Source organism: Negativicoccus succinicivorans (assembly GCF_014207605.1).
Classification (GTDB): Bacteria; Bacillota; Negativicutes; order Veillonellales; family Negativicoccaceae; genus Negativicoccus; species Negativicoccus succinicivorans.
Genome location: NZ_JACHHI010000002.1, coordinates 94105 through 117528 on the forward strand (window position 1 = coordinate 94105; position 23424 = coordinate 117528).

17 protein-coding genes and 1 tRNA gene are annotated in these 23424 nt (G+C 54.5%); 11 read left to right on the forward strand and 7 right to left on the reverse strand.

Annotation, left to right across the window (positions count from 1 at the left end; all coding sequences use genetic code 11):
• Window positions 1-9: 9 nt before the first annotated feature.
• Window positions 10-1110, forward strand: a complete 1101-nt coding sequence (locus HNR45_RS02230) for a YkvI family membrane protein (protein WP_200841508.1) — start codon at window positions 10-12, stop codon at window positions 1108-1110.
• Window positions 1111-1177: 67 nt separating this feature from the next.
• Here HNR45_RS02230 and bioB read toward each other — a convergent pair whose 3' ends face one another.
• Window positions 1178-2197 carry a biotin synthase BioB gene (gene bioB / locus HNR45_RS02235; RefSeq protein WP_159823198.1) on the reverse strand — a complete coding sequence of 340 codons (1020 nt, stop codon included), beginning with the start codon at window positions 2195-2197 and terminating at the stop codon, window positions 1178-1180.
• Between the two features lie 181 nt (window positions 2198-2378).
• Here bioB and pdxR point away from each other — a divergent pair, with 181 nt between their 5' ends.
• The 3 genes from pdxR to HNR45_RS02250 are packed head-to-tail and all read left to right on the forward strand — an operon-like array spanning window position 2379 to window position 8005.
• The gene (gene pdxR, locus HNR45_RS02240) at window positions 2379-3755 is read left to right on the forward strand and encodes a MocR-like pyridoxine biosynthesis transcription factor PdxR (RefSeq protein ID WP_159823134.1); all 1377 of its coding nucleotides are present in this window, start codon (window positions 2379-2381) and stop codon (window positions 3753-3755) included.
• Between the two features lies 1 nt (window position 3756).
• Window positions 3757-5037 (forward strand): metallophosphoesterase family protein, encoded by a 1281-nt coding sequence (locus HNR45_RS02245; protein WP_159823133.1) that lies wholly within the window; start codon window positions 3757-3759, stop codon window positions 5035-5037.
• Window positions 5024-8005: an AAA family ATPase gene (locus HNR45_RS02250; protein ID WP_159823132.1), complete on the forward strand. Its 2982-nt coding sequence runs from the start codon at window positions 5024-5026 to the stop codon at window positions 8003-8005. The genes HNR45_RS02245 and HNR45_RS02250 overlap by 14 nt, the downstream gene beginning before the upstream one ends.
• Before the next feature lie 79 nt (window positions 8006-8084).
• Here the strand turns inward: HNR45_RS02250 and HNR45_RS02255 are convergent, their stop codons facing one another.
• Window positions 8085-8864 carry a transglycosylase domain-containing protein gene (locus HNR45_RS02255; RefSeq protein ID WP_159823131.1) on the reverse strand — a complete coding sequence of 260 codons (780 nt, stop codon included), beginning with the start codon at window positions 8862-8864 and terminating at the stop codon, window positions 8085-8087.
• A gap of 147 nt (window positions 8865-9011) precedes the next feature.
• Between HNR45_RS02255 and HNR45_RS02260 the strand changes: the two genes are divergently transcribed.
• Together HNR45_RS02260 and argH are read left to right on the forward strand one after the other, a co-directional pair.
• A complete protein-coding gene (locus HNR45_RS02260) occupies window positions 9012-10250 on the forward strand; it encodes an argininosuccinate synthase (protein ID WP_159823130.1) in 1239 nt (412 codons plus the stop codon).
• Window positions 10247-11671: an argininosuccinate lyase gene (gene argH, locus HNR45_RS02265; RefSeq protein WP_159823129.1), complete on the forward strand. Its 1425-nt coding sequence runs from the start codon at window positions 10247-10249 to the stop codon at window positions 11669-11671. The genes HNR45_RS02260 and argH overlap by 4 nt, the downstream gene beginning before the upstream one ends.
• Window positions 11672-11701: 30 nt before the next feature.
• On the opposite strand, the gene HNR45_RS02270 is transcribed toward argH, so the two are convergent.
• The gene (locus HNR45_RS02270; protein ID WP_159823128.1) at window positions 11702-12277 is read right to left on the reverse strand and encodes a hypothetical protein; all 576 of its coding nucleotides are present in this window, start codon (window positions 12275-12277) and stop codon (window positions 11702-11704) included.
• Window positions 12278-12448: 171 nt separating this feature from the next.
• Between HNR45_RS02270 and HNR45_RS02275 the strand changes: the two genes are divergently transcribed.
• Complete coding sequence (locus HNR45_RS02275; protein WP_159823127.1) at window positions 12449-13390, forward strand: SDR family NAD(P)-dependent oxidoreductase; 942 nt, start codon at window positions 12449-12451, stop codon at window positions 13388-13390.
• 24 nt (window positions 13391-13414) lie between these two features.
• Here HNR45_RS02275 and HNR45_RS02280 read toward each other — a convergent pair whose 3' ends face one another.
• The 4 genes from HNR45_RS02280 to HNR45_RS02295 all read right to left on the reverse strand — a co-directional run bounded on the left by HNR45_RS02280 (window position 13415) and on the right by HNR45_RS02295 (window position 17665).
• Window positions 13415-13996 (reverse strand): RNA polymerase sigma factor, encoded by a 582-nt coding sequence (locus HNR45_RS02280; protein WP_159823126.1) that lies wholly within the window; start codon window positions 13994-13996, stop codon window positions 13415-13417.
• Between the two features lie 230 nt (window positions 13997-14226).
• Window positions 14227-16176, reverse strand: a complete 1950-nt coding sequence (locus tag HNR45_RS02285; RefSeq protein ID WP_159823125.1) for a TRAP transporter permease — start codon at window positions 16174-16176, stop codon at window positions 14227-14229.
• Window positions 16160-16702 (reverse strand): DUF1850 domain-containing protein, encoded by a 543-nt coding sequence (locus HNR45_RS02290; protein ID WP_159823124.1) that lies wholly within the window; start codon window positions 16700-16702, stop codon window positions 16160-16162. Before HNR45_RS02290 ends, HNR45_RS02285 begins: the two co-directional genes overlap by 17 nt.
• The gene (locus tag HNR45_RS02295) at window positions 16703-17665 is read right to left on the reverse strand and encodes a TAXI family TRAP transporter solute-binding subunit (protein WP_159823123.1); all 963 of its coding nucleotides are present in this window, start codon (window positions 17663-17665) and stop codon (window positions 16703-16705) included.
• 341 nt (window positions 17666-18006) lie between these two features.
• On the opposite strand from HNR45_RS02295, the gene HNR45_RS02300 reads away from it, so the two are divergent.
• The 4 genes from HNR45_RS02300 (at window position 18007) to HNR45_RS02315 (ending at window position 23349) form a co-directional block, all read left to right on the forward strand.
• A tRNA-Thr gene (locus HNR45_RS02300) sits at window positions 18007-18082 on the forward strand.
• Between the two features lie 695 nt (window positions 18083-18777).
• Window positions 18778-20850, forward strand: a complete 2073-nt coding sequence (locus HNR45_RS02305; RefSeq protein WP_024049150.1) for a TonB-dependent receptor plug domain-containing protein — start codon at window positions 18778-18780, stop codon at window positions 20848-20850.
• 106 nt (window positions 20851-20956) lie between these two features.
• The gene (locus tag HNR45_RS02310; protein WP_159823122.1) at window positions 20957-21922 is read left to right on the forward strand and encodes an ABC transporter substrate-binding protein; all 966 of its coding nucleotides are present in this window, start codon (window positions 20957-20959) and stop codon (window positions 21920-21922) included.
• Window positions 21919-23349 (forward strand): radical SAM protein, encoded by a 1431-nt coding sequence (locus HNR45_RS02315; RefSeq protein WP_024048216.1) that lies wholly within the window; start codon window positions 21919-21921, stop codon window positions 23347-23349. Before HNR45_RS02310 ends, HNR45_RS02315 begins: the two co-directional genes overlap by 4 nt.
• Window positions 23350-23424: the final 75 nt, after the last annotated feature.

Consider the following 23424-nt stretch of genomic DNA (forward strand, 5'->3'; position numbering starts at 1 on the left):
AGGGACATTATGGAACAAGTCAACTGGCGTAACGTAGTCAAGCTGAGCGGGGCGTACATCGCCTACCTCATCGGCTCGGGCTTTGCCACGGGGCAGGAAGTATTACAGTTTTTCGTTTCGTACGGCATGAAAGGTTTGTACGGCGCGTTGATCAGTGCCGTTTTGTTCTGCTCCATCGGCGTGATCGTCATGCGCAAGGGACATGAATTGCAGCTCGCACGGCCGTCGCTGATTTTCCGTCATTACTGCGGCAATTATTTGGGCCGCGCGATCGAGTATTTCACATTGCTCTTCATCTTTTCGATCGTCGTTATCATGATCGCGGGTTCGGGGGCCATCGCGGAAGAATATTTCGGCGTGCCGTCCGCGGTCGGCTGGCTCGGCATGGGCGTTGTCGCGATGATCACGGTGCTTGCCGGTTTGCGTCGCCTGGTCGATATCATCGGCGCGATCGGACCGTTTATCGTCGTCTTTACCGTCGCCGTCGGCATGTACACATTTTTCCATGATTTCAATTGGACGACTGCGCCGGTCGCGACGACGACAGCCGCGCTCGCTGCCCGGCCGGTCGCGCACTGGTGGCAGGCGGGAACATTATTCTTTTGCTACAACATGCTCGCCGGCATGGTCTTTTTCACCGAACTCGGCGCCCAGGCCTCGAGTCGTAAGGAAGCGGGTATCGCCGGTTTTTGCGGCGGCTTCTTCCTGATGCTGACAGTCGTCGGCATGCTGTGCGGCATGCTCGCCAACTTTGACGCCGTGATCGGTTTGCAAGTGCCGAATCTGTACCTCGGCGCGAAGATCAGTCCGTTGGTCGCGCTCGTTTTCTCCGTCATCATCATGTTCGGGATCTACTCGACCACCGCGCCGATGTATTGGCTGATCAAAAATGAATGCTTGAAAGTCGTTCCGCAGCGTTGGGAAATTGCACTGACCGTTGCGCTCGGCGTGGTATTTATGCTCGGCGGTTCGTTCCCGTTCGGTAAACTGGTATCGCTCATTTATCCGTTTGTCGGCTACGTGGGCATCGCGCTGGTTCTTGTCGTCTTTGCCCGCACGCTCTTTAAAAACTCGTCCAATGACGCGCAAGGTGATGTAGAGACGAATTAAGAAATTACGACACTAAAAAAGCTCTCCCGAGGGAGAGCTTTTTTAGTTGTTTGGAGAATTAGTAAGATTAGGCTTCTTCCGCGACGGGACGAAGCACGGGGTGGGTAAAACCGAGACCGAGATCGCGTACCATCACGCGATCCGCTTTGGGATCCCGACCGCCCGTAGTGAGGTAGCCGCCGACCATAATGCCGTTCAAACCGGCATTTAGCGCGTACGCCTGCAGATCGCGCAAGTTGACTTCGCGACCGCCGGCGGTGCGGATCAAAGCCCGCGGCAAGATGAAACGGAAGACCGCAAACGCGCGTAGAATTTCCAGCGGCGAAAGCGATTTGTTGTTTTCAAAAGGAGTGCCTTTAATCGGATTCAGAATATTGAGCGGTATGGAATCGACGCCGAGTTCTTTCAGCGTAAACGCCATTTCAACGCGTTGCTCGTTCGTTTCTCCCAAGCCGAGAATCCCGCCCGAGCAGACGCGAATGCCGACGTCCTGCGCTGCCTTTAAGGTCGTCAATTTATCTTCAAAAGTATGCGTTTGGCAAATGTCCGGGAAATGGCTCGGAGCGGTTTCGATATTGGAATGGTAACGGGTGACCCCGATATCTTTGAGTTGTTGTAATTGGTCTTTGGTGACGAGTCCGAGCGAGCAGCAGATTTCAATGCCCACTTCGGCACGGATGCGTTTGAGCGCGCGCACGATGTTTTCAAATTCGCGCGGATTGCCCTGGTTGCGTCCGCTGGTGACGATAGAAAAACGCACCGCGCCGGCCGCTTTGGCTTTCTTCGCGGCATTGACTAAGACGTCTTCATCGAGGAGGGGATATTCTTCCACGCCGGTATTATAGTGAGAAGACTGTGCGCAAAACGCGCAATTTTCCGGGCAACGGCCGCTGCGCCCGTTGATGATCGCGCAAAAATCAACACGATGACCATTGTACTTCTGACGAATTTTATCCGCCATCGCCATTAAAAGCATCGTATTTTCATCACTGGTGTTGATTAGGGAAATGCCTTCTTCTTTTGTAATTTCACCGCCGTCAAGAACACGGTCGGCCAGCGCAATAATTTGCGCGCAATTTGCGTCCATCATTCCACCCCGTTCATGCTACAACCATTTCCTTGTTTCTTATGTTTACTTCTATATTTTAACTACATTAACAATATAAGTCAACAGAAAATTTTTTATCAGTTTACAAAAAAGATCTGCGCCGATAATTTGCGTTCTTTCTCTGTCATGTTTTACAATAAAGTTATTAATGGAGGAACACATGACAGCTACCAAAGAAGTGCCGTTATATTTGCGGCTGTATCGCGCGATGCGCGAAAAAATAGAAACCGGTGTTTGGCCGGCCGGCATGCGGTTGCGTTCGGTACGTGCGCAGGCGGCGGAGCTTGGCGTCAGTAAATTTACCGTTGAACGCGTGTACAGTCGGCTCGCGAGCGAGGGCTATATCGTGGCGAAAAATCGCGCGCGTTTTACCGTGATGCCGCAACTGACGATCCGACAGCATCCTGCGCGGACGCAGCCTCGCGCCAAAACCGAAGTCACGTATCGCTATGATCTGGCGCAAAGCGGCATGGATCGCGACGGCTTTTTATTCGCCGCGTGGCGGCGTTCGCTTGCGCGGGTGTTTCGTGATGAAAAACGGTTGCTGCGTTACGGCGATATTCAAGGGGAGCGGGAACTGCGCGAAGCGTTGGCGCAGTACGGAGCCCAAGCTCGGGATACGCGGGCGTATGCCGACGACATCATCATCGGTTCGAATACGCAGCAATTACTGCGGATTTTAGCCAGCCTTTTGCAAACGGATTACGGGGAAGTTTTGTTTGCGGAAACGGAATTTCCGTTGGGCGTGGATACGATGAGCGATGCGGGATTTACCGTACGCATGTTGTACGGCGGACACGCGGAACTTTTGCAGCCGCCGTTGCAAAATGCCCGCAAGCGCATTCTTTACGTGTTACCGTCGCTGGCGTATCGCGCGGCGGATGTGATGCCCGCGCAGATCCGCGCGGAACTGTTGTCGTGGAGCGAGCGCACGGACGGACTGATCATCGAAGACGATTTTGACAGCGAACTTTCTTACTACGGCGCACCGGTCGCCTCGTTGCAGGGGATGGGTGACGGCACGCGCGTCGTCTATATCGGGGCGCTTTCCAAAGTGCTGCCGCCGTCGTTGCGTTTGGCGTACATGATTTTACCGCCGGACTTGCTGCAACGTTTTCTGGCGCGCCGCGAGTTATATCGTCAGACGGCGTCGGTGGCGGAGCAACTGGCGCTGGCGGACTTCATTGAGCGCGGGCACTTCACGCGGCAAATTCGCCGTTTACGCAAACTGTACGCGGAAAAAGGAGAGCTGCTGACGAACGCATTGCAGCGGATGTTCGGTGACGCGATTCGGATCGACGCGCCGACCGCGGGCATTTATTTGCCCGTGTACGTCAAAACCGCCGCGTCTCGCGCCGTCTTGGTGCGCGCGGCCGCTCGACGCGGATTGCATTTGCGACGAGTGAAACCGCAGCATAATGAACCGGACAACGAACGCATGCTACTGCTTTCTTTTGGCGAAATTGAGAGCGATGATATACCGGAGGTCAGCAAAATATTATACGCGGCGTATCAAGATACTTTGAAGGAGGCCTGAGATGGCGAAACGATTTCGATTTATTCACTGTGCGGATTTGCATTTAGGAACGCCGTTGGCTATCCGGGAAGCGCCGTCACGGTACTGGGAAAAAACATTGCGGGAAGCGACTTTTCAAGCGTTCCGCAACATTGTCGATACGGCGATCGAAAAGCGTGTCGCCGCGATTGTGATCGCCGGTGACGTATATAATTCGGCGGACCACAGTTTACCGGCGCAGCTGGAATTTTCGCGCGAGCTGTTTCGCGCGGCCAATGCGGGCATCAGCACGTTTATCGCGCACGGCAACCACGATCCGGTGAGCGCGTGGCAGGCGCAGGTGCCGTTGCCGCCGACCGCGCATGTGTTCAGCGCGGACAAAGTGGAAGGATTACCGCTCGTGGTGGAAAATGAAACCGCCGCGATGATTTACGGTCGAAGCTACGCGACAATGCATACGGATGGTCGCTGGGCGCCGGATTATGTGCGCGGCGAAAGCGATCCGTACGCGATCGCCGTCATGCACACGCAGGGACCGAAAGCGGCGTCGGAGGGTCCGTATGCGCCGCTCAGCTGGGACGAGATTCGTCAAAGCGGGATTGATTATTGGGCGCTCGGCCATGTGCATACGCGCGAGGTATTATCGGAAGATCCGTATGTCGTCTATCCGGGCAACGCGCAAAGTCTGACGGCGGCGGAAACCGGCCCCCGCGGCTGCTACCTTGTCGAAGTGGGCAGTCACGGCACGACGATGCTTGAATTTATCGCAACCGATGCCATTCGTTCGGAAACATGGGAGTTTTCCGTGACGGATCTGACGGACGTGGAGATGTTCATCCAAGCGGTGTTGGCAAAACGGCAGGAGCGTCGTCAGGAAGTGGGCAAACCTTTGCTCGTGACCTTGGTCGTGAACGGGCGCGGCGCGCTGCATCAGGTATTCTCCGATCCGGCGGCGCGACAGTCCATTTTGGCGCGCTTAAATGAAGAAGAAGAAATGAAACATATCTTTGTGTATTGCCGCGCTCTTTTAGATCAGACGACGGCGGCGGTCGATTGGCAGGCGCGGCGGGAGATTCCGGATGCGACGGGCGATTATCTGCGCGCGGTGGATCGACTGCGCGCCATGTCGCCGGAGGAGCGGCATTACGCGTTGCGGCAGGCCGTCGCGGCGCGACCGGAATGGGAACGCTACGCGCGTTACTTCGGCGAACTCAGCGACGAACGCTTGGAAACGGCGCTCCGTCGCGCGGAAATAACGGGTGCACAACGAATATTGGGGGACAACGGCGATGAAGCTGACTGATTTACAATTGCAACGATACGGCATTTATCAAAATGTTTCCTGGCAGCCGCCGGCCGCCGGACTGACCGTTATCTGCGGTGAAAATGAAAGCGGCAAAACGACGCTGCTGCAATTTGTGCGCGACATGCTGTTCGGTTATCGCCGCGGCAAACGGCGCGGCCGCAAAGGCAATTTGGCGGTCGAGCTTGCGAACGGTCGCGTGTATCGCATTCATCGCGATGAAGGGGAAACGAAAGTCACGGATGATCGTTTGGAAACCGTCATCGGCGAACCGGCGGATTTGTGGTGGAACGGTTTGGATCGCAATACGTATGAGCAGGTTTTCGCGATCGGACTGGAAGATCTGCAGGGAGCGGCGATTCTCGCTCAAGATGATGTCCGCGCCGGTTTTTTGAGCATGCAAGGCGGCGAGCAGCTGGCGCGCACGCAGCGGGAAGTGGCGAACGCGCGGGAAGAGTTGCTGGTGGCGTCACCGCAGGGCAAACGCGTCATCAATCAATTGTTGAACGATTGGCAAAAGGCGCAAAATGATGTCGCGACGCTGGCCGGGGAAGAGGAAGAATTCGCCGCCATTCGTCGTGAACAAAACGAAGTCGATTCGCAAATCAAAGCGGCGGAAGAAGCCATTGCCGCACTCGATGTGCGCGATCGCACGATGGATAAACAGATCGGCGCGTGGGAATACTATCGGGAAGGCATCGAAACGAAACGGCGCCTGGATTTGTGCAGCACGATCGAGCATTTTCCCGCCGACGGCAAAGAGCGCTGGAATAAATTGGTGCAGCGCATGGCGGATGTCAACGAGCAGCGCGAAGCGGTACAACAAAAACTCGCGGCGATTGCGCCGACCGCGCGGCAGGATGTAGTGACGCTCGAACCGGAGCGCGATGAAATCGCCGCGCTCTATCGGGAAAGCGAACGTTGGCGCGAACTGCGAAATGAAGAGATCGCGAAAAACGAGGCGCTGGCCGCTTGGCAGCAGGAATTTGCGGCGCGCACGGAAGCTATGGCCGCGTGGCCGGGGACGGAAGCTGCGAAACTTGGCACCGTTGACTGGACGAAAGGGCGGGAGCTTGCGGCGCAGTTGCTGCGGCGTGATAACGAACTCCATTACTGGGAAAATGATGAGCCGGTGATCGAAAGCGCGCAGGAAATCAAAACGGACGACGTACCGCGCCTGACCGATGAAGGCGAATTCCAAAAGTGGGAGCAGGAAGGGCAGGAAATGTTACTGCTCGCGCGTGAAAAGAAGCACTTAACCGATGAGATCGAGTGGTTGGAAACGCTTCCGGTCAAACGGTATTCCGCGTTTTTCTGGCTGGGCTTTTTACTCGTGCTGGGAGCGCTCGCGGCGTTTTATCTTTACTTCACCGGCGGTCTCGGCATGGAGGCATTGTACATTGTCGGCGGCGCGTTGGCGCTTTCCCTGCTGTGCTTTTATTGGAACTATCGCAAGAGTCATCAAAATGAATATCGTCTGGCTAAACTGAACGCGCGACTGGCGGAACTGCAGGCGCGGCAGACGGAATTGGCGCAAGGTCTGGAGCTTGCCGTTCCGGAAACGGAAAGCGAACTCGAAAATTTTCGGCAGGAACTGGAAACGGCGCGCCGCGATTTTTATCGCTACCAAACGCAACTGCAGGCGATCTCCTGGCAGGCGGAAAGCGAACGCCGGCAGCGCTTAGAACATGAAAAATGGGCCGCGCGCGGCGCGAAATTGCGCGCCGATCGAGAAGTTTCCGAGGAAGCGTGGACGAAGTGGCTGGCGGCTGAACATTTGCCGCCGACGGAGGCGACGCAACTCGATTTGCGTCAGGCGCAATGGCAGGAACTTTTCACGGCCAAAGGCGAAGGCGAAATTTTGCGCGTGCAGTTGGAGCGGATTGACCGGCAATTGACCTCCTACACCGAGCGAACGGCATCGCTTTTGCAACGCATCGGCGAAACCGCGCCGGCGGCACCGGAAACGATCATCGAATTGGCGGATCGCTATCAGGAGCAGATGCTGCAATGGCAAAGTTTGCAGGAAAAAAATCGGCGCCATGAAGAATTATCTAAAGAAAAAGCGTTGCTCGATGAGCGTTGGACATTGTGCGAGAACGAAATGAACGCGTTGCTCGCGCTGGTGAACGCCAAAGACGCCGCGGAGTTCGTCGACAAAGTGAGCGCGTATGAAGAATGCGACCAGCTGCGCAAAGATTACGAACGCGTACGGCAAAATCTGCGACTGTACGCGGGTAGCGAAGCAGAATTTAACCGCCTCTGGCTACAGCTGGAAACCGGCGCGTATGAAACGTGGCTGGATCGGCGCGATCAGTACGAACGCTCGCTCAGTCAGCGCAAAACCGAGCTCACGCAACTGCGCCAACGGGAAGGCGCGTTGCAAAGCGAATTGGCGCGTTTGATCAAAGACGATCGCCTCACCAAAGCGCTGGAACGTCGCGCCCAAGTGGAAACGCAACTGCAGGCGGCCGTGGACGATTACCTCGCGCTCGTCGTGAGCGAATACTTGCTTGATGAAGCGCGTCGCGCCTATGAAGCGGACGGCAAACCGAATGTGATTGCGCGCGCCGGACAGTACCTCTCGCAGATGACGAGCGGCCGCTACACGCTCGCGCTGACCGCTGAGGGCGTCGTACAGACCATCGACAGCACGCACAGCACGAAAGAAGCTGCGATCTGGTCCAGCGGTACCGGCGATCAGGTGTATCTTGCGTTGCGCCTGGCGCTGGCACTCGCGTTCGGCGAAAAAACGGAACCGATGCCGATTATTTTAGATGATATTTTCGTGCGCTTTGATGAAACGCGGCAGCGGGAAACATTACGTTTTCTGCTGGCATTCGCGCGGACACGACAGGTATTGCTGTTCACCTGCCACCAACGCACCGCGGAATTGGCCAAAGAAGTGGATGCGGATAATCACGGCCATTACTATCGTTTGCGTTCCGGCACGATCAGCGCGGAATAAAATAAAAAGCGAAGACATTGTCTTCGCTTTTTTTTGTATTTTTTGTGATCATCCGACGTAAAAAAATGCGCGCGACTCTTTATTCTTCACTCGTCGCATCGGCGAGATGCAAATCCGCCGCGTACAACAGTTTCGCTTCCGCGGGGCTCAACATGCCCTGTTCGGTCATCGCGTCAAGCACTTGGCGCTGGCGGGCCTTCGCGTTTTCAAAATGGGCCAGCGGATTATAGGCGCTCGGCGCTTGCGGCAAACCGGCCAAAACGGTGCATTGCGCCGGCGTAAGATCGCGAGCGTCGCAATGGAAATAGGTCAGCGCGGCCGCCTGCAAACCGTACGCGCCGGCGCCGTAGTAAATGGTATTTAAATACAACTCCAAAATTTCTTCCTTACTGTACACGCGTTCCAGACGGCTTGCGAGCAACATCTCCTGCGTCTTGCGCATCCACGTGCGATCATGAGAGAGAAACAAATTTTTCACGGTTTGTTGTGAAATCGTACTGCCGCCCTGCAGCGTCTCACCCGCCTGATAATTAGCGACGAGCGCTCGCGCGACGCCGATTAAATCAATGGCGCCGTGAGTGTAAAAACGTTTGTCTTCCGTCGCGATGATCGCCTGTTTCAGCGTCGTCGGAATTTCCTCGGCGGGCACGAAAGTCGATCGGTCGATCATGCTCTCGACGGCGGCGTGCGGATCATACAGTTGCTGCCCGAACGAGATCGGATCCGCATCCCGCATCGCGTCGGCGGTCGACGTCACGCCCTCTTTGAGCGTGCCGAATGGCGCCGCGGGATCGTCAGGCGGAGCCGACCACCACCACCAACCGCCCAGCATAAGTGCAATCACTAATATAAAGCGCATAAAATCTCCTTTTCTATTATCGTTATTATACAATAAATAAAAATACGCATGCAGACAAATATAAAAAGGTTGAAATATTATTCATGGTGACGTATAATTATAACAATATTTCAAATGCTCTTACCGCAAACCAAAGGAGGAAGTTCTATGTCAGACGTAAAAAAAGTAGTGCTTGCCTATTCGGGCGGGTTGGATACATCGGTGATCATTCCCTGGTTGAAAGAAAATTACCAATGCGAAGTCATCGCGGTCTGCGCCAATCTCGGCCAGCCGGAAAATTTTGACGCCATTGAAAAAAAGGCGCTGAAAAGCGGTGCGTCGAAAGCGTTTGTTTTGGATCTGCGTCAGGAATTTTTGGAAGAGTACGTATGGAAGGTGCTGCAAGCGGGCGCGGTGTACGAAGGCAAATACCTGCTCGGCACTTCCTTCGCGCGGCCGATCATCGCCAAAGCGCTGGTCGATATCGCCAAACAGGAAGGCGCCGACGCGGTGGCGCACGGCGCGACGGGCAAAGGCAATGACCAGGTGCGGTTCGAACTGACGGTGAAAGCGCTCGCGCCGAATCTCACCATTATCGCGCCGTGGCGTTTGTGGGATATCAAGTCGCGGGAAGACGCGATCGCTTACGCGGAACAACATCAGGTGCCGATCAACATGTACGCGAGCGACGATCCGGCGAAACCGAAACAGCCGTACCCGTACAGCATGGACTGGAACATTTGGCATTTATCGCATGAAGGCGCCGATTTGGAAAATCCGGCGAACGCGCCGCATGATGATATGTACATGGTGACTTGCGATCCGACCAAAGCGCCGGACGAAGTGACGGAAATCACGCTGGGCTTTGTGGAAGGCGTGCCGAAAACGCTGAACGGCAAAGAACTTTCGGCGGTCGAAATGATCACCGAGTTAAATAAAATCGGCGCGGCCAACGGTATCGGCATCGCGGATATCGTCGAAAATCGTCTCGTCGGTATGAAGTCGCGCGGCGTATATGAAAATCCGGGCGGCGCGATTTTGTTCTACGCGCATCGCGAGTTGGAATACCTCTGCCTCGATCGCGCGACCTACCATTTCAAAGAACAGGCGGACGTGCGCTATGCGGAACTCGTGTACGACGGCATGTGGTATTCACCGCTGCGCGAAGCCTTGCAGGCATTCGTGACGGAAACGCAGAAAACCGTGACGGGCGAAGTCGGCTTGAAATTGTACAAGGGCAATATCATGAGCAACGGCGCGAAATCGCCGTACTCCCTCTACAATGAAGAATTCGTCACGTTCGGCGCGGACGAAGTGTACAATCAGGCGGATGCGGAAGGTTTCATCAACCTGTTCGGCTTGCCGCTCAAAATCCGCGCGCTGATGCAGCAGAAGGAGCAAAAATGAAACTGTGGGGCGGCCGCTTTCAGGAAGAAACGGCACTGGAGGTAGAAGCGTTTACCGCTTCGATTCCATTTGATAAAAAATTGTACCGCGAAGATATCGCAGGCTCGATCGCGCATGCGCAAATGCTTGCCGCGAACGGGATCATCAGTGAAGACGACGCGGCGCAAATCAAAGACGGCCTGTTGAAAATTTTAACATCGATTGAAAACGGCGAATTCACTTTTTCGATCGGTCTGGAAGATATTCACATGAATATCGAAAGCGCGCTGACGGAGGCGATCGGCGATGCGGGCAAACGCTTGCACACCGCACGCAGCCGTAACGATCAGGTCGCGCTCGATATGCATTTATACATGCGGCGCGCGATTGTGGAAACGGGTGAGGCGCTGCTGGCGCTCCTGAAGACGCTCAAAGAGGTCGCGACAGATTACCAAGATGTCATCTTGCCGGGGTACACGCATTTGCAAAGGGCGCAACCCATTTTACTCGCGCAACATCTCATGGCGTACTTCCATATGCTGGCGCGCGATTTCCGTCGGCTCGAAGGTTGCTGGCAGAGCGCGGATATCATGCCGCTCGGTGCGGGCGCGCTCGCCGGCACGACGTATCCGACACAGCCGGAAATGGTCCGCGACGCGCTCGGTTTCAAAGCGCTCTACGCCAACAGCATGGACGCGGTCAGCGATCGCGACTATTTGCTTGAATATCTCGCCATGGCCTCAATCGCCATGATGCATTTGTCGCGCCTTTCGGAGGAAATCATCTTGTGGGCGTCGTCCGAGTATCGTTTCATTGAACTTTCCGACGCGTTTACCACCGGCTCGTCCATCATGCCGCAAAAGAAAAATCCGGACGTGAGTGAGCTCGTGCGTGGTAAAACCGGCCGTGTTTACGGTCATTTCATTGCGCTGGCGACGGTCATGAAAGGCTTGCCGCTCGCGTACAATAAAGATTTGCAGGAAGATAAGGAAGGCGTGTTTGACACGGTCGCGACCCTCGGTTTCGCGCTGCGGGTTTACGCCGATATGCTGCGTTCCATGAAAGTCAATCGGGAACGGATGCGAGCCGTGCTGGACGACGATTTTTCCAACGCGACCGACATGGCGGATTACCTTGCCAAACGCGGCGTGCCGTTCCGTGAAGCGCACGCGATCGTGGGCAAGGCGGTGCATTATTGCATTGAAAACAATAAAGTATTAACCGATCTGACGCTTTCGGAATTCAAAACATGGAGTCCGGCGTTCGATGAGGATATTTTGGACGCGATTTCGATCGAAGCGTGCATCGCCGCGCGCGATACGCACGGCGGTACAGCGCCGGCGCGCGTGGCGCGGCAACTCGAAGGCGCCGCCAAGTTGCTCGCCGTGTACGAAAAGATCCAGGCGGAACGCGCCGAGAAAGCGACATTGCCGCTCGCGTAAATAAAAAAGACTGTCCGCGGACAGTCTTTTTTAGTGCGGAAAATGCGGCGGCTCCGCTTTTTCCTGCGGGCGACACAAAATCTGCAACGCTTCGGCCAGACGCAAGGCGACGGGGTAGAGCGGATGGGCGGCCGGTTGCGGTAAAAACGCCAGCGCTTCTTCCAAGTGGCGCCGCACCGTCGCGGGCTGCCAATACACCGTCAAGTGCGCGCCGCCGTGCAGCAGTACGGACGCTTCATGGGCGCAAGCGCCGTTTTCCACTTGCTTCACGCAAAGCACATTGATGTAACCGATCGTCGCATCGCGCGGACATTTCGGGCGGCGCACTTTCAGCGGCACGAGCACCGTCGGCGGCAGCACGAGCGGACGGTACAACGCGCGTTTTTGAAATACGCCGCGCAATAATCGCGGACTGGTGGCCTGCCGTTTGGTCATGCGGCGTAGCCACGTCGGCAGCGTGACGGCGAGATCTTCCTCGGCGCCGTCAGGATAATATACGCGCACGCAGTCACCGGCGTCGGTATAGACGGGACACGCCGCGGCGATGGCCTCCGGCCGTTCCGAAAGCGGCACATTCATAGAATCAAAAATGGACAAATCAATCACGAAATCCTTTCCCAAACAAACCGAACATATGTTCTATTCGTATGGTAGCAAGTTATGCGTAACGCGTCAATGCGCAAAAATATTTATGGGATTTTTTCGGCGAAAGAATCGGTTTCCGTTTGACACGGTCCGCGCTTTTGCGGATAATAAAAGCAACGCGAAGGAGGAAATATGTCTACTATTTTATTGACCGGCGGTGCGGGCTTCATCGGGTCGCATATCGCCGAAACATATACGCGAAAAGGTTGGCGGGTGGCGATTGTCGATGATTTTTCATCCGGCACGATGGAAAACCTCGCGGCCATCAAAGACGCGCCGAATGTCACGATTTATCATGCGGATATTCGCGATCGTGAAAACTTGCGCGAGATATTCGCCGAAGTGCGTCCCGACGTGGTGAACCATCACGCGGCGCAAAAGTCCGTGGCCGATTCCGTCACGGATCCTCTTCATGATCTCGATATCAACGGCCGCGGCTGGCTGAACGTGTTGCTGGCGGCGGGGGAATACGGCGTGAAAAATATCATTTACGTCTCATCCGGCGGCGCGCTTTCCAAAATCATCGAAGGCGATGAAAAATCGCAGGAAATCGACCCGCCGCAGTTGATTTCTCCGTACGCCATTCACAAGTACGCGGGCGAGCAGTATTTGGCGAATTATCAGGAAAAATACGGCTACGAATACACGATTTTACGTTACGCGAATGTGTACGGACCGCGGCAGATTCCCGACGGTGAATGCGGCGTGATTCCGATCTTCGTGAATAATGTGCACGCCGATCGTCCTTCCGTGCTCTTTACGTATCCCGATATGCCGCGCGGTTGCTCGCGCGATTACGTGCATGTCGCTGACGTGGTGCGGGCGAACGTCATGGCGCAGGAAAAGCCGGCGAATGAGCCGGTCAACATCGGTTCGGGAGAAGAAATTTATATTCTCGATATCTATGAAAAAATTTGCGACGTTTTCGGCTCCGACGCGCCGATCGCGATCGAAGGACCGCGCGAAGGCGATATTCGCCGTTCCGTTTTGGCGGCCGATCGCGCCCGCGCGCTTTGGGGTTGGCGGCCGCAAGTGACGTGGCAGGAAGGCTTACAGTCACTGAAAAATGAATAAAAAAACGGCCGCAAGGCCGTTTTTTTATGGCTTGTCCGGCGCGTACGCGGCGAGTTTTCGACGCAACGCGTCAAGCGCCCGACGTTTGAGCGCGCTGATCGCTTGCGGTGTGCAATGAAGTTCCCGCGCGAGTTCGCCGCGCGTTTGTTGTCGAAAGAATACACCGTAAATCACGCGGCGCTGACGTTGCGGCAAGGTGAGGAGCGCGGCGTGCAACGCGCGATAGAGTTCTTTTCTGTCGTACGTCACGTCCGGTTGTTCGCGCGGCGGTGCGGAAAGCGGCAAAGTGTCCGTGTCACCGCCGTTTGCCCGTTGATCCGTGCGGGCGTGTTTCGCGCAGGCATTCCAGGCGGCGTAACGCAGCTGCGTTTTCAAATATCCCGCCACCGGCACGCCGCGACTTTTATCGTAGCGGCCGACGGCTTCCCAAAAAGCGAAGCGAATGACGGCGAGCAATTCATCGCGATCGCGCGTGAAAAAGGTTCGCGCCGTCGCGTGGATAAGCGGCAGGTAGCGGCGGTACAATACGGTCGCGGCGATCGCATCGCCGTCTTGCGCCGCGGTCATCAGGTCGATGTCGTTCGCGGTCAGATATGAAGTTTCCATGTTGTCTCATTTCCGAGGCCTCTTGTTTTTTGCGCATGTCTACTGTAACGCGCGGGCATGCCGCGGCGCAAAAACCGAGCCGGCGCGGGCAATGAGCACTGCCGCGTAAGCAAAACATACTCCGAAGCGAGTTGTCGCGACTCGTCAAAAAAACACTTCAGACACTGTGCACCGCCTGATTTTTCGGCAACAAAAAAAGACGCTCGAGCGAGCGTCTTTTTTTGTTTATTTTAGGCATTTACCTGTTTGCGACCGCGTTGCCATTGCAGGAAGAACAGAGCGGCGAGGAGAACGATGCCGATGATGTCGGTCGTTGCCCCCGTATCGATCATGCACAGACCGCCGATTATGAAGAGAATGCGTTCCCATGCTTTCTCTTTGACGACGAAGTGACCGATCATCGCGGAGCTGATCGCGACCATGCCGATGATGGAAGTGAGCAGCACCATGAGAATTTTAGGAATCGTCGTATCAATCATCAACATCGCGGGTGAGTTGACGAAAATATACGGAATCAGGAACGCGGCGATCGCGAGCTTCGAAGCCTGCACGCCGGTGCGCAACGCGTTACCGCCCGCAATCGCCGAACCCGCGTACGCGGCCAGCGCGACCGGAGGCGTCACGTCGGCGACAATGCCGAAGTAAAAGACGAACATATGCGCCGCGAGTACCGGTACGCCGAGTTGTACCAGCGCCGGCGCGGCAATCGTCGAAGTAATGACGTAGTTCGCCGTCGTCGGGACACCCATGCCCAAGACGAGTGAAGTCAGCATCGTGAAGAAAAGCACGGCGAGGAAAACGCCGCCCGAGAGATCGATCAAGGCGGAGGCCATCTTCAAACCGATACCGGTTTTGGTGACCACGCCGATGATAATACCTGCCGCCGCGCACGCCGCGAGCACGGAAAGCATGTTGCGCGCGCCGTCGATCAGACCCTGCACAACTTCAATGAATGAGAGCCGCGTGTTTTTGCGGAGCATCGCCGCCGCGACCGTCAGGAAAATACCGATCAACGCGGCGCGCATCGGCGTATAGCCGCTGACCAAAAGACCGATGATAACGACCAGCGGTAATGCCAAGTGACCACGCTCACGGAAGATCACGCCGAATTTCGGCAGACTTTCCCGCGGCAAGCCTTGCAGATTTTCCCGCCGCGCTTCGAAATGAACGCCGAGCCAAATACCGAGGAAGTATAAAATCGCCGGGATTGTCGCCGCTTTGACGACTTCCATGTACGGTACGCCGACAAATTCCGCCATCAGGAACGCCGCCGCGCCCATGATCGGCGGCATCAACTGCCCGCCGGTGGAAGCGGCTGCCTCGACCGCGCCGGCGAAGTCGCGGTGGTAGCCGAGTTTTTTCATCATCGGGATCGTAAATGAACCGGTTCCGGCGACGTTGGCGACGGACGAGCCCGATACCGTGCCCATCAAGCCGCTCGACAGCACGGCGACTTTCGCCGGACCGCCGCGCGCCCAGCCGGCGACGGCATTCGCCAAATCAATAAAGAAGTGACCGAGCCCCGTCGACTCCAAATAGGCGCCGAACAAAATAAAGAGAAAAATAAAAGTACTCGAAACGCCCAACGGAATCCCGAAAATACCTTCGGTCGTAAAATACAAATGGCCGACGAGTTGGTCCCAGTTCACGCCGCGATGTCCTAAAATGCCGGGGATATACGGACCGGCAAAGGCGTAGGCGATGAAAAACAGCACCACCGACACCATCGGGATGCCGACCACGCGCCGCGCCGCTTCAATGACGAGCAGCACGCCGATTGAGCCGACCGCCATGTCCAGCGTATTGAAATTGCCCGCTCGCAATACTAAATCATGATACTGCGTGATGATGTACAAAGGACCGCTTGCCGCGAGCAGCGCTAAAAACGCGTCCAGCGGATGAATGCTGGTGCGATTCAGCCAGGTCTTGCGCGTCGGATATAAGAGAAACACCAGCACCAATCCGAAACCTAAATGCACCGCGCGTTGTAATTGCGCGTCAAGTACACCGAAAATACCTGTATATAATTGAAACAGAGAAAAACAGATCGCGATGAAAGAAATGAGTTTTGCGATGTGACCGCGATATTGCGCCACGCGATTTTCTTTTTCCAGCGCCATGACCGCCTCTTGCGACACGGCGTCATCTTGTTTTGAACGAACCTTACGTTCTTCTGCCATTTCTCTCACCTCCTAACCAATGGTTGAAATGCTCATAGTAGCTGCGCCAGCGCGGGGTGACGGACAATGTCACCAATGTGCCCGGCGCATGTCGTTGATACAGCGCGTACGTCGTTTGCAACGTAACGGTAAGTTCCGTCCCCAAACCCGTCCGTAACGTCAGCGGGCGGGGCAGAACCCGGTTAATATCATCCAAATAAAAATACTCGCCGTCGCTTCGAAAATTACCTTCACTCGGCAAAAAAGGCAAACCCACGTCGTAGGATTTGTACTTGGTTGCCCGCAAAATAAAACCGTCCGCGGTATCATTTACCGTCAAATATTCCCAGACGTGGGTCTGCTGGACCGAATGCCGATAATGAATAACGACGGAGCGTCCGCTGTACGCATGACCCAAGTCATGCCATTCGTCGCCCGCCGTCAGAAAAATCGCCGGCCGCATCGACCACCAAGCGATCGTCACCACCAAAGCAAAGCTCAACAATGCCAATAGGTAGAACGGTCGCTTGATGAGTAAGCGTTGCAATTATTTCTCCTTAAAGAATTTTTCCGCCCCGGCGTTCATCGGAATCGACATGCCGTCCTGCGCGGCGTCTTTGGTAATCATCTTGCCGACCGCGTGGGCCGCGGCCATCTTGTCGAGATTCGTGTAAATGGCTTTGGTAACGTTGTAGCCCATTTCATCGGAGAGTTTACTTGTTGTCGCGATCATCGCGCGTACCGAGACGGCCAGCGTATCGCCGGCTACGCCATTATACGTACCTGCCGGAATGGAAATCTTAGTATAGTACGGATATTTTTGCAAGAGCTGGTCGGCCACCGCCGCATCAAGTGAAATAAGGGAAATCTGATTCGATACCGCCAAATCCTGGATGGCGGCTGTCGGGAAACCGGCCGTGACGAATGCGACATCGACATTACCGTCTTTGAGCGCGCCGGCCGCTTCACCGAACGAGAGGTATTGCACTTGGATATCGCTGTATTCAATGCCTGCGGCGTTCAAAATTTGCCGCGCGTTCGCTTCCGTGCCGGAACCTGCCGCGCCGACCGCTACGCGTTTGCCGCGCAAATCATTTATCGATTTGATGCCGGATTTTTCCAACGCTACGATCTGTACCGTTTCCGGATACAGCGTCGCTATGCCGCGCAGGTTGTCAACTTTTTTGCCGTCAAACATTTCCAGGCCGTTCGCCGCATAGTAGGCGATATCGTTTTGGATCAGCGCCAAATCCAGCGAGCCGTCTTTGAGCATATTGACGTTGGCGACAGAGGCCCCGGTGCTTTGCGCGGACGCATTGACATTGGCGATATTTTTATTGAATAACTCCGCCATCGCACCGCCCAGCGGGTAGTAAGTACCTGCCGTGCCGCCCGTGCCGATATTCAAATATTGCTGTTTGGCACCGCCCGAACCGCCGCAACCGGCTAACGCGACTACCGCGGAAAGACCGGCGGCCATCATCAATGTCGTCATTTTGGAAAACTTCATTTTGATCATCCTCTCTTGGTTTGTGGGGTTTCGGCAATAAAAAAAGGAGCTTACGCTCCGAGCTGCGTTCAACGGCTCACTGAGCACGCCGACGCCATTGCCGACTCGATACCCCAAGGTACGAAATGTTAAGTTTTCGTTGCCAACTTTTTAATTGCCATCATTGTATCATTATCAAACGCAGGTTGCAACCGTAATGCGCATGAATTATGTATACAGTAAAATTTATCGTCGTAAAAGCGTGCAGGAACCATTATAACAATAAATAAAAATACCATTGACCAAATACTTGTCATCTATTGACAAAAGAAGCTGCTATCGTCTATACTAATCAAGTCGATGCCGGCATAGCTCAGTTGGTAGAGCGGCGCATTCGTAATGCGTAGGTCGTAGGTTCAAGTCCTATTGCCGGCTCCATATAAAAAGAGCACTCCCCGAGATTTTACGGGGAGTTTTTATTTTAGAGCGGCGCGACGCAATGCACACGTAGGATCAAGTCCTATTGCCGGCTCCATAGCAAACCAAACTCTCCGAGACTTTTTGGAGGGTTTTTATTTCACTTTAGAGCGGCGCGACGCAATGCACACGTCGGTTCAAGTCCTATTGCCGGCTCCACACAAAACATAACTCTCCGTTTGGGGAGTTTTTTATTTCAAAACTAGAGCGACACAACGCAATGCACACGCAGGATCAAGTCGTATTGCCGGCTCCATAGTAAAATGAACTCTCCGCTTTAAGTGGGGAGTTTTTATTTTACTTTAGAACGGCGCCACGCAATGGACACGTAGGATCAAGTCGTATTGCCAGCTCCAGATGAAATATAGCTCCCCGTTTTTTTGCGGGGAGTTTTTATTTTACTTTAGAACGGCGCCACGCAATGCACACGCAGGTTCAAGTCCTATTGCCGGCTCCACACAAAAAATGACTCCCCGTTTTTTGCGGGGAGTTTTTTATTTTAGTACAGATGAAAATACAGATACAAAAATTTTCAGATAATATTCGATGATATTGAATAGTTTTTTTAAAAAATAATATAGTTTACACTGATGAAGAAATATATTACAATGAGAACTGATATCAAATAGTTTTAAATTAATTAACGGAGGGAAATAATGAATAAATTAGCACGCCGACAGGCTGCGCTTTTGGCAATGTGTTGTTTGGGATGCATGACTGCGGTGGCGGCAGATGCACCGGTATATGACATCGGTGATATCGTTGTCACGGCTACACGCACGCAAAATACGACGAAAGAAGTACCGGCGGCGACGCAGGTGATTGATGGCGAGAATATCCGCCAAAGCGGCGCGACGAATATTCGCGAAGCGCTTTCGTATTTTACCAATATCATGCAAACACGGATCGCTCATGGCGGCCATGATGTAATGATTCGCGGCATGGATACGAACAAATCGTTGATTTTAGTTGACGGTCGTAAACCTGCGAACGAGTCTTCGAGCGCCAGCTTGGGCACCGCGCGCGCCATGGAGCGAATCAATTTGCAACAGGTGGAACGAATTGAAATCCTCCGCGGACCGTCGAGCGCGTTGTACGGATCGGACGCGATGGGCGGCGTGATCAATATCATTACGAAAAAATCGACTTCGCCAAGCGGCTCGATCAGCGGCGAATACGCATCCACGGGCCATACGCAGTGGGTTCATTACGATACCGGGCGGCAAGGGAAACTGGCCGCTACTGTAGGAGCGCGTCTCCGTCATACCGATCGGGACACGATCGAAGGCGAACAATGGTCGGAATATTTCGGTAATGATCAGACGTACAATCTCGCTCTCGACTACTATTTTGCCGATGCGAATAAGCTGACGTTTACGGCGGATTATTACCATGAGAAATTATCCAGTGACGCGCAGAATCCCGAGTTGAGGCCTTTGCGGGTTATGACGGAAAGAGGTCCTTTAACCGGCATGGCGCAGATCGAGGGAGGAAGAGACAGCAAATCTGAACAGCAAACGTATGGTTTGCGTTGGCAACGTACTACGGCGGTTAATGATTGGGAAGTCAGCGCGTACATGAGCCGTTTTGACTGGGAAGACGCAACCGACCCCAAAGTTATTAAAACGGTACCTGGGTCGAAGCCTCTGGAAAAACGAGCGTATGACGCTGTGGTACGCAAACAAAATGCATACGACTTCAACGACAATACGAATCGCGAGTGGACGTTGGAGGGCAAAAACTCCACGCAGCTTACCGACAATCAGCGACTTACCTACGGCGTAACGTATACCGACGCTAAAGTCAGAGGCACGAATTTGGGTATCGCCGGTGAAAAGCAACACAATGTTTCGCAAAACGGTATGGATAAAGTGGCGTCGGAACGTTCGTTGGCCACGTACGCGATGTATGTGCAGGATGAAATTCGCGCTGACAAATGGTTTATCGTGCCGGCGTTGCGTTACGATCACAATGAATATTTCGGCGGTCATGTTTCGCCGAAGCTCGGCGTGACATATAACGCGCGTGACAATTTCCGCATCAAAGCGAACTACGGCAAAGGTTTCCGCGCGCCGTCGCTCATGCAGCTCTTCTATGATATGGATCGCAGAATGGGACCGAAGTGGGTGCATCTCCTGGGTAACCCGGATCTCAAGCCGGAAACATCGACCGGCTGGGACTTGGGCGTCGAAGGTGAATGGGATCGCGGCTACGGCTCGCTGACCTACTTCGACAACAAGGTGGATGACCTGATTGATAGCTCGAAAGTGGGCAAGGATAACAACGGACATGAGCTCTACCGATATAACAATGTGAAAAAAGCCCGTATTAAAGGCGTGGAAAATACGCTCGGCTATCGTTTCAGTGATACCCTTTCCGCGCAAGTGGTTTCCACCTGGCTGGATGCGAAAGATACGACGGCAAATAAGGATTTACCGCGTCGTTCCGAACTTTCACAAGCTTGGCAGCTGCGCTACGATGACCATCAGGATACAGGTTGGTCCGCGGCGTTGTCGTTGCAATATGAACACAACTACTTAGTGGAGCCGGCCCCGAAACAGGCGGCGACAGAAAAGAAAAGTTATCAACTTTGGAATCTGACCGTTACCCGTCAATTCAATCCGGATCTGCGTTTGTGGGGCAAAGTCGAAAACATTGGCGACAAGTACGATAAAAATCTTGGCTTGTATGGTCGCGAGTGGGCACTCGGTTTGGAATACAAGTTTTAACTGTGCAAGAAAAGGAGGAGAATCTTCTCCTCTTTTCTTTACATAGGGCGGGACACGCTGCAAGGGAATTTTTAATATTCATACTTACCATGGAAAGGATGATTGCGTGCATAGACATTGGTGGCAAGGCTGGCTGCTGTTTGTTCTCGCGGCGGCGTTGCTCGTCGGTTGCGGGCAGGATACGGCAACGAAAAAAACGCAAGAGCATGTGTTTTTCCAAGGAACGGACGTGCGCGGACAAACGGTTACGTTGACTAAAAAGCCGGAGCGGATTGTATTGTTGTCGCCGTCAATGCTGGGAATTATGGAGGCGGTAGGCGGCGATTACGTCGCCTGGGCGGAAACCGGTAATGATCGCGTTACGGAGAGGGCGAAAGATAAACCGAAAGTCGGCCATTTGGCGCATCCGAATGCGGAGGCAATTGTCGCGGCGAATCCGGATCTGGTGATCGGATACGGCAAACTGCACGGTAAATTGGCGCAGGTGCTGGAGGCGAATCATATTCCGGTATATTTGCTGAATTTGACAAATTATGATGATGTGTGCGAGGCGATTCGTTTGTGCGGAGCGGTGAGCGGGAATAATGAACGAGCCGCCGCAGTGCAACAGGAACTGGCGCGGAGAATGCAGCAGGAAATCGCCAAGGCGCCGCGCGAACCCGTGCGGGTAGCGATTTTATTCGGTACATCGCAGGCGGTGACGCTGGACTATGAAACGAGTATCGCTTCCGACGTCGCGCGTCGGCTCGGCTTCACGGATGTGTTTGCCGGTCGCGGTCAAACGGAATCCGCGCGTTTGGCGCCGTTCAGTTTGGAGGCTTTGGCGGCGGCGGATCCCGACGTGATTTTATTGCGGTCGATGGCCCGACGCGGAGAATCGGACGGCATTTTTGACAAGGCGCTTTTGGATCAACCCGCGTGGGCGACGTTGCGGGCGGTGCGAAACGGTCGCGTCTACCGGCTGCCGCAGGAACTTTTCACAAGCAATCCCGGTATTGAGTATCCGCAAGCAGTTCGGTACATGGCGGATATCGTCGGCGGTCATGCGAATTCCGGTGAGGAGCGCCAATGATGACGGTTACGCGAGAGCAATGGAGGGTCCGTTGGGAATCCTTGCGAAACGAACCGCTTTTTGTCGCGGCGGGAGCGCAGTGGCGACGTGCGCCCTGGGATATCGCATGGCGGGACATACCCGCATTGGCACAGCAGGTGCGGTTGGACCCGGATGCGTTGCAGGCGAGATTGAAAGATTATTTGGATCGGCCTGCGTCCGCACGACCGATCGCGTTGTACCTGCATATTCCCTTTTGCACACTACAATGCACGTATTGCGCGTTTTCCAAGCAGCATTATCAGGAGCGACAGGTGGAAGAATATGTGGCGCTGCTCTTGCAGGAAATCGCTTACATCGGACAAACGGAATTCGCGCGCACGGCGAACGTGGCGGCGATTTTCTTTGGTGGCGGCACACCCGGCGTATTGCAGTCGGAACAGATCCAAGCGATCATGGGAGCGTTGCACAAGGCGTTTACCATAGCTCCGACGGCGGAAATCACTTTTGAATCAAGTTTAGATGATTTGAATATGGAAAAATATCACGCTGCGGTCACGAGCGGGATTAATCGCTTCAGTTTCGGTGTGCAGGCGTTTACGACCGACGTGCGCCAACGTATCGGCCGTCGCGATACGCGGGAAAGCGCCAAGCGCCGCCTGAGCGAATACGTCGCGGCGGGGCGAGCGGATATTGTCATTGATTTGATTTACGGGCTTCCGGGACAGACAGTCGCGAGCATTCGTGAAGATGTGCGCGATGCGATGGAGTGCGGGATTGCCGGCTTGGATCTGTACAAATTGCAAATTTTGCCGAAATCGATTTTAGGGCAGCAATATAAAAGAAATAACTGGACGCAGGATCAAGATAAATTGCAGGAGTTGTTCCGCGCCGCCACGGAAGAGTTGGAAGCGGTCGCCGAGCCGATTTCCTGTTCACATTGGCGTACTCGCAAAAGTGAGCGCAGCCTGTACAATACATTGGTCTTTGCCGGCCACGACATGGTGGCTTTTGGCATGGCATGCGGCGGTCGCTTGGGACGCGTCCGCTTTATGAAACCGATTGTGCCGCCCATGTATCGCGCGGCGGTTGCGCAAGGATATCGGCCGATGGCAGGGAGTCTCGTTGGTACGGAAGACGCGGCGTTGCGGCGCCTGACATCGGCGGCGGATCGCGGTGTGATCATACCGCAACGTTTGGACGAAGAAACCGATTTACCCATGTCACTTTTTCTCACGCCGATTTTGCAATCTTGGGAAACTAACGGACTGGTCACGAGGCGCGGCGATGCCTACGTCTACACGGCGGCCGGCCGATATGCGTACAAAGCGATGTCGCGCTTTTTGAAATGGGCGTTTCATTACTTGGCGTACGACGCGGCAGCTTTTGCATCGGACGACAAAGACGCGAAAAATAATTTGGCTGCGGATAATCCGATGTCGTTTTAAGCATTGAGGAAACAGCCGCAAGCTCTGCGTCAGGCGATCATTGCGCCGGATAACCGACTCGCGGCAGAAAGAGGA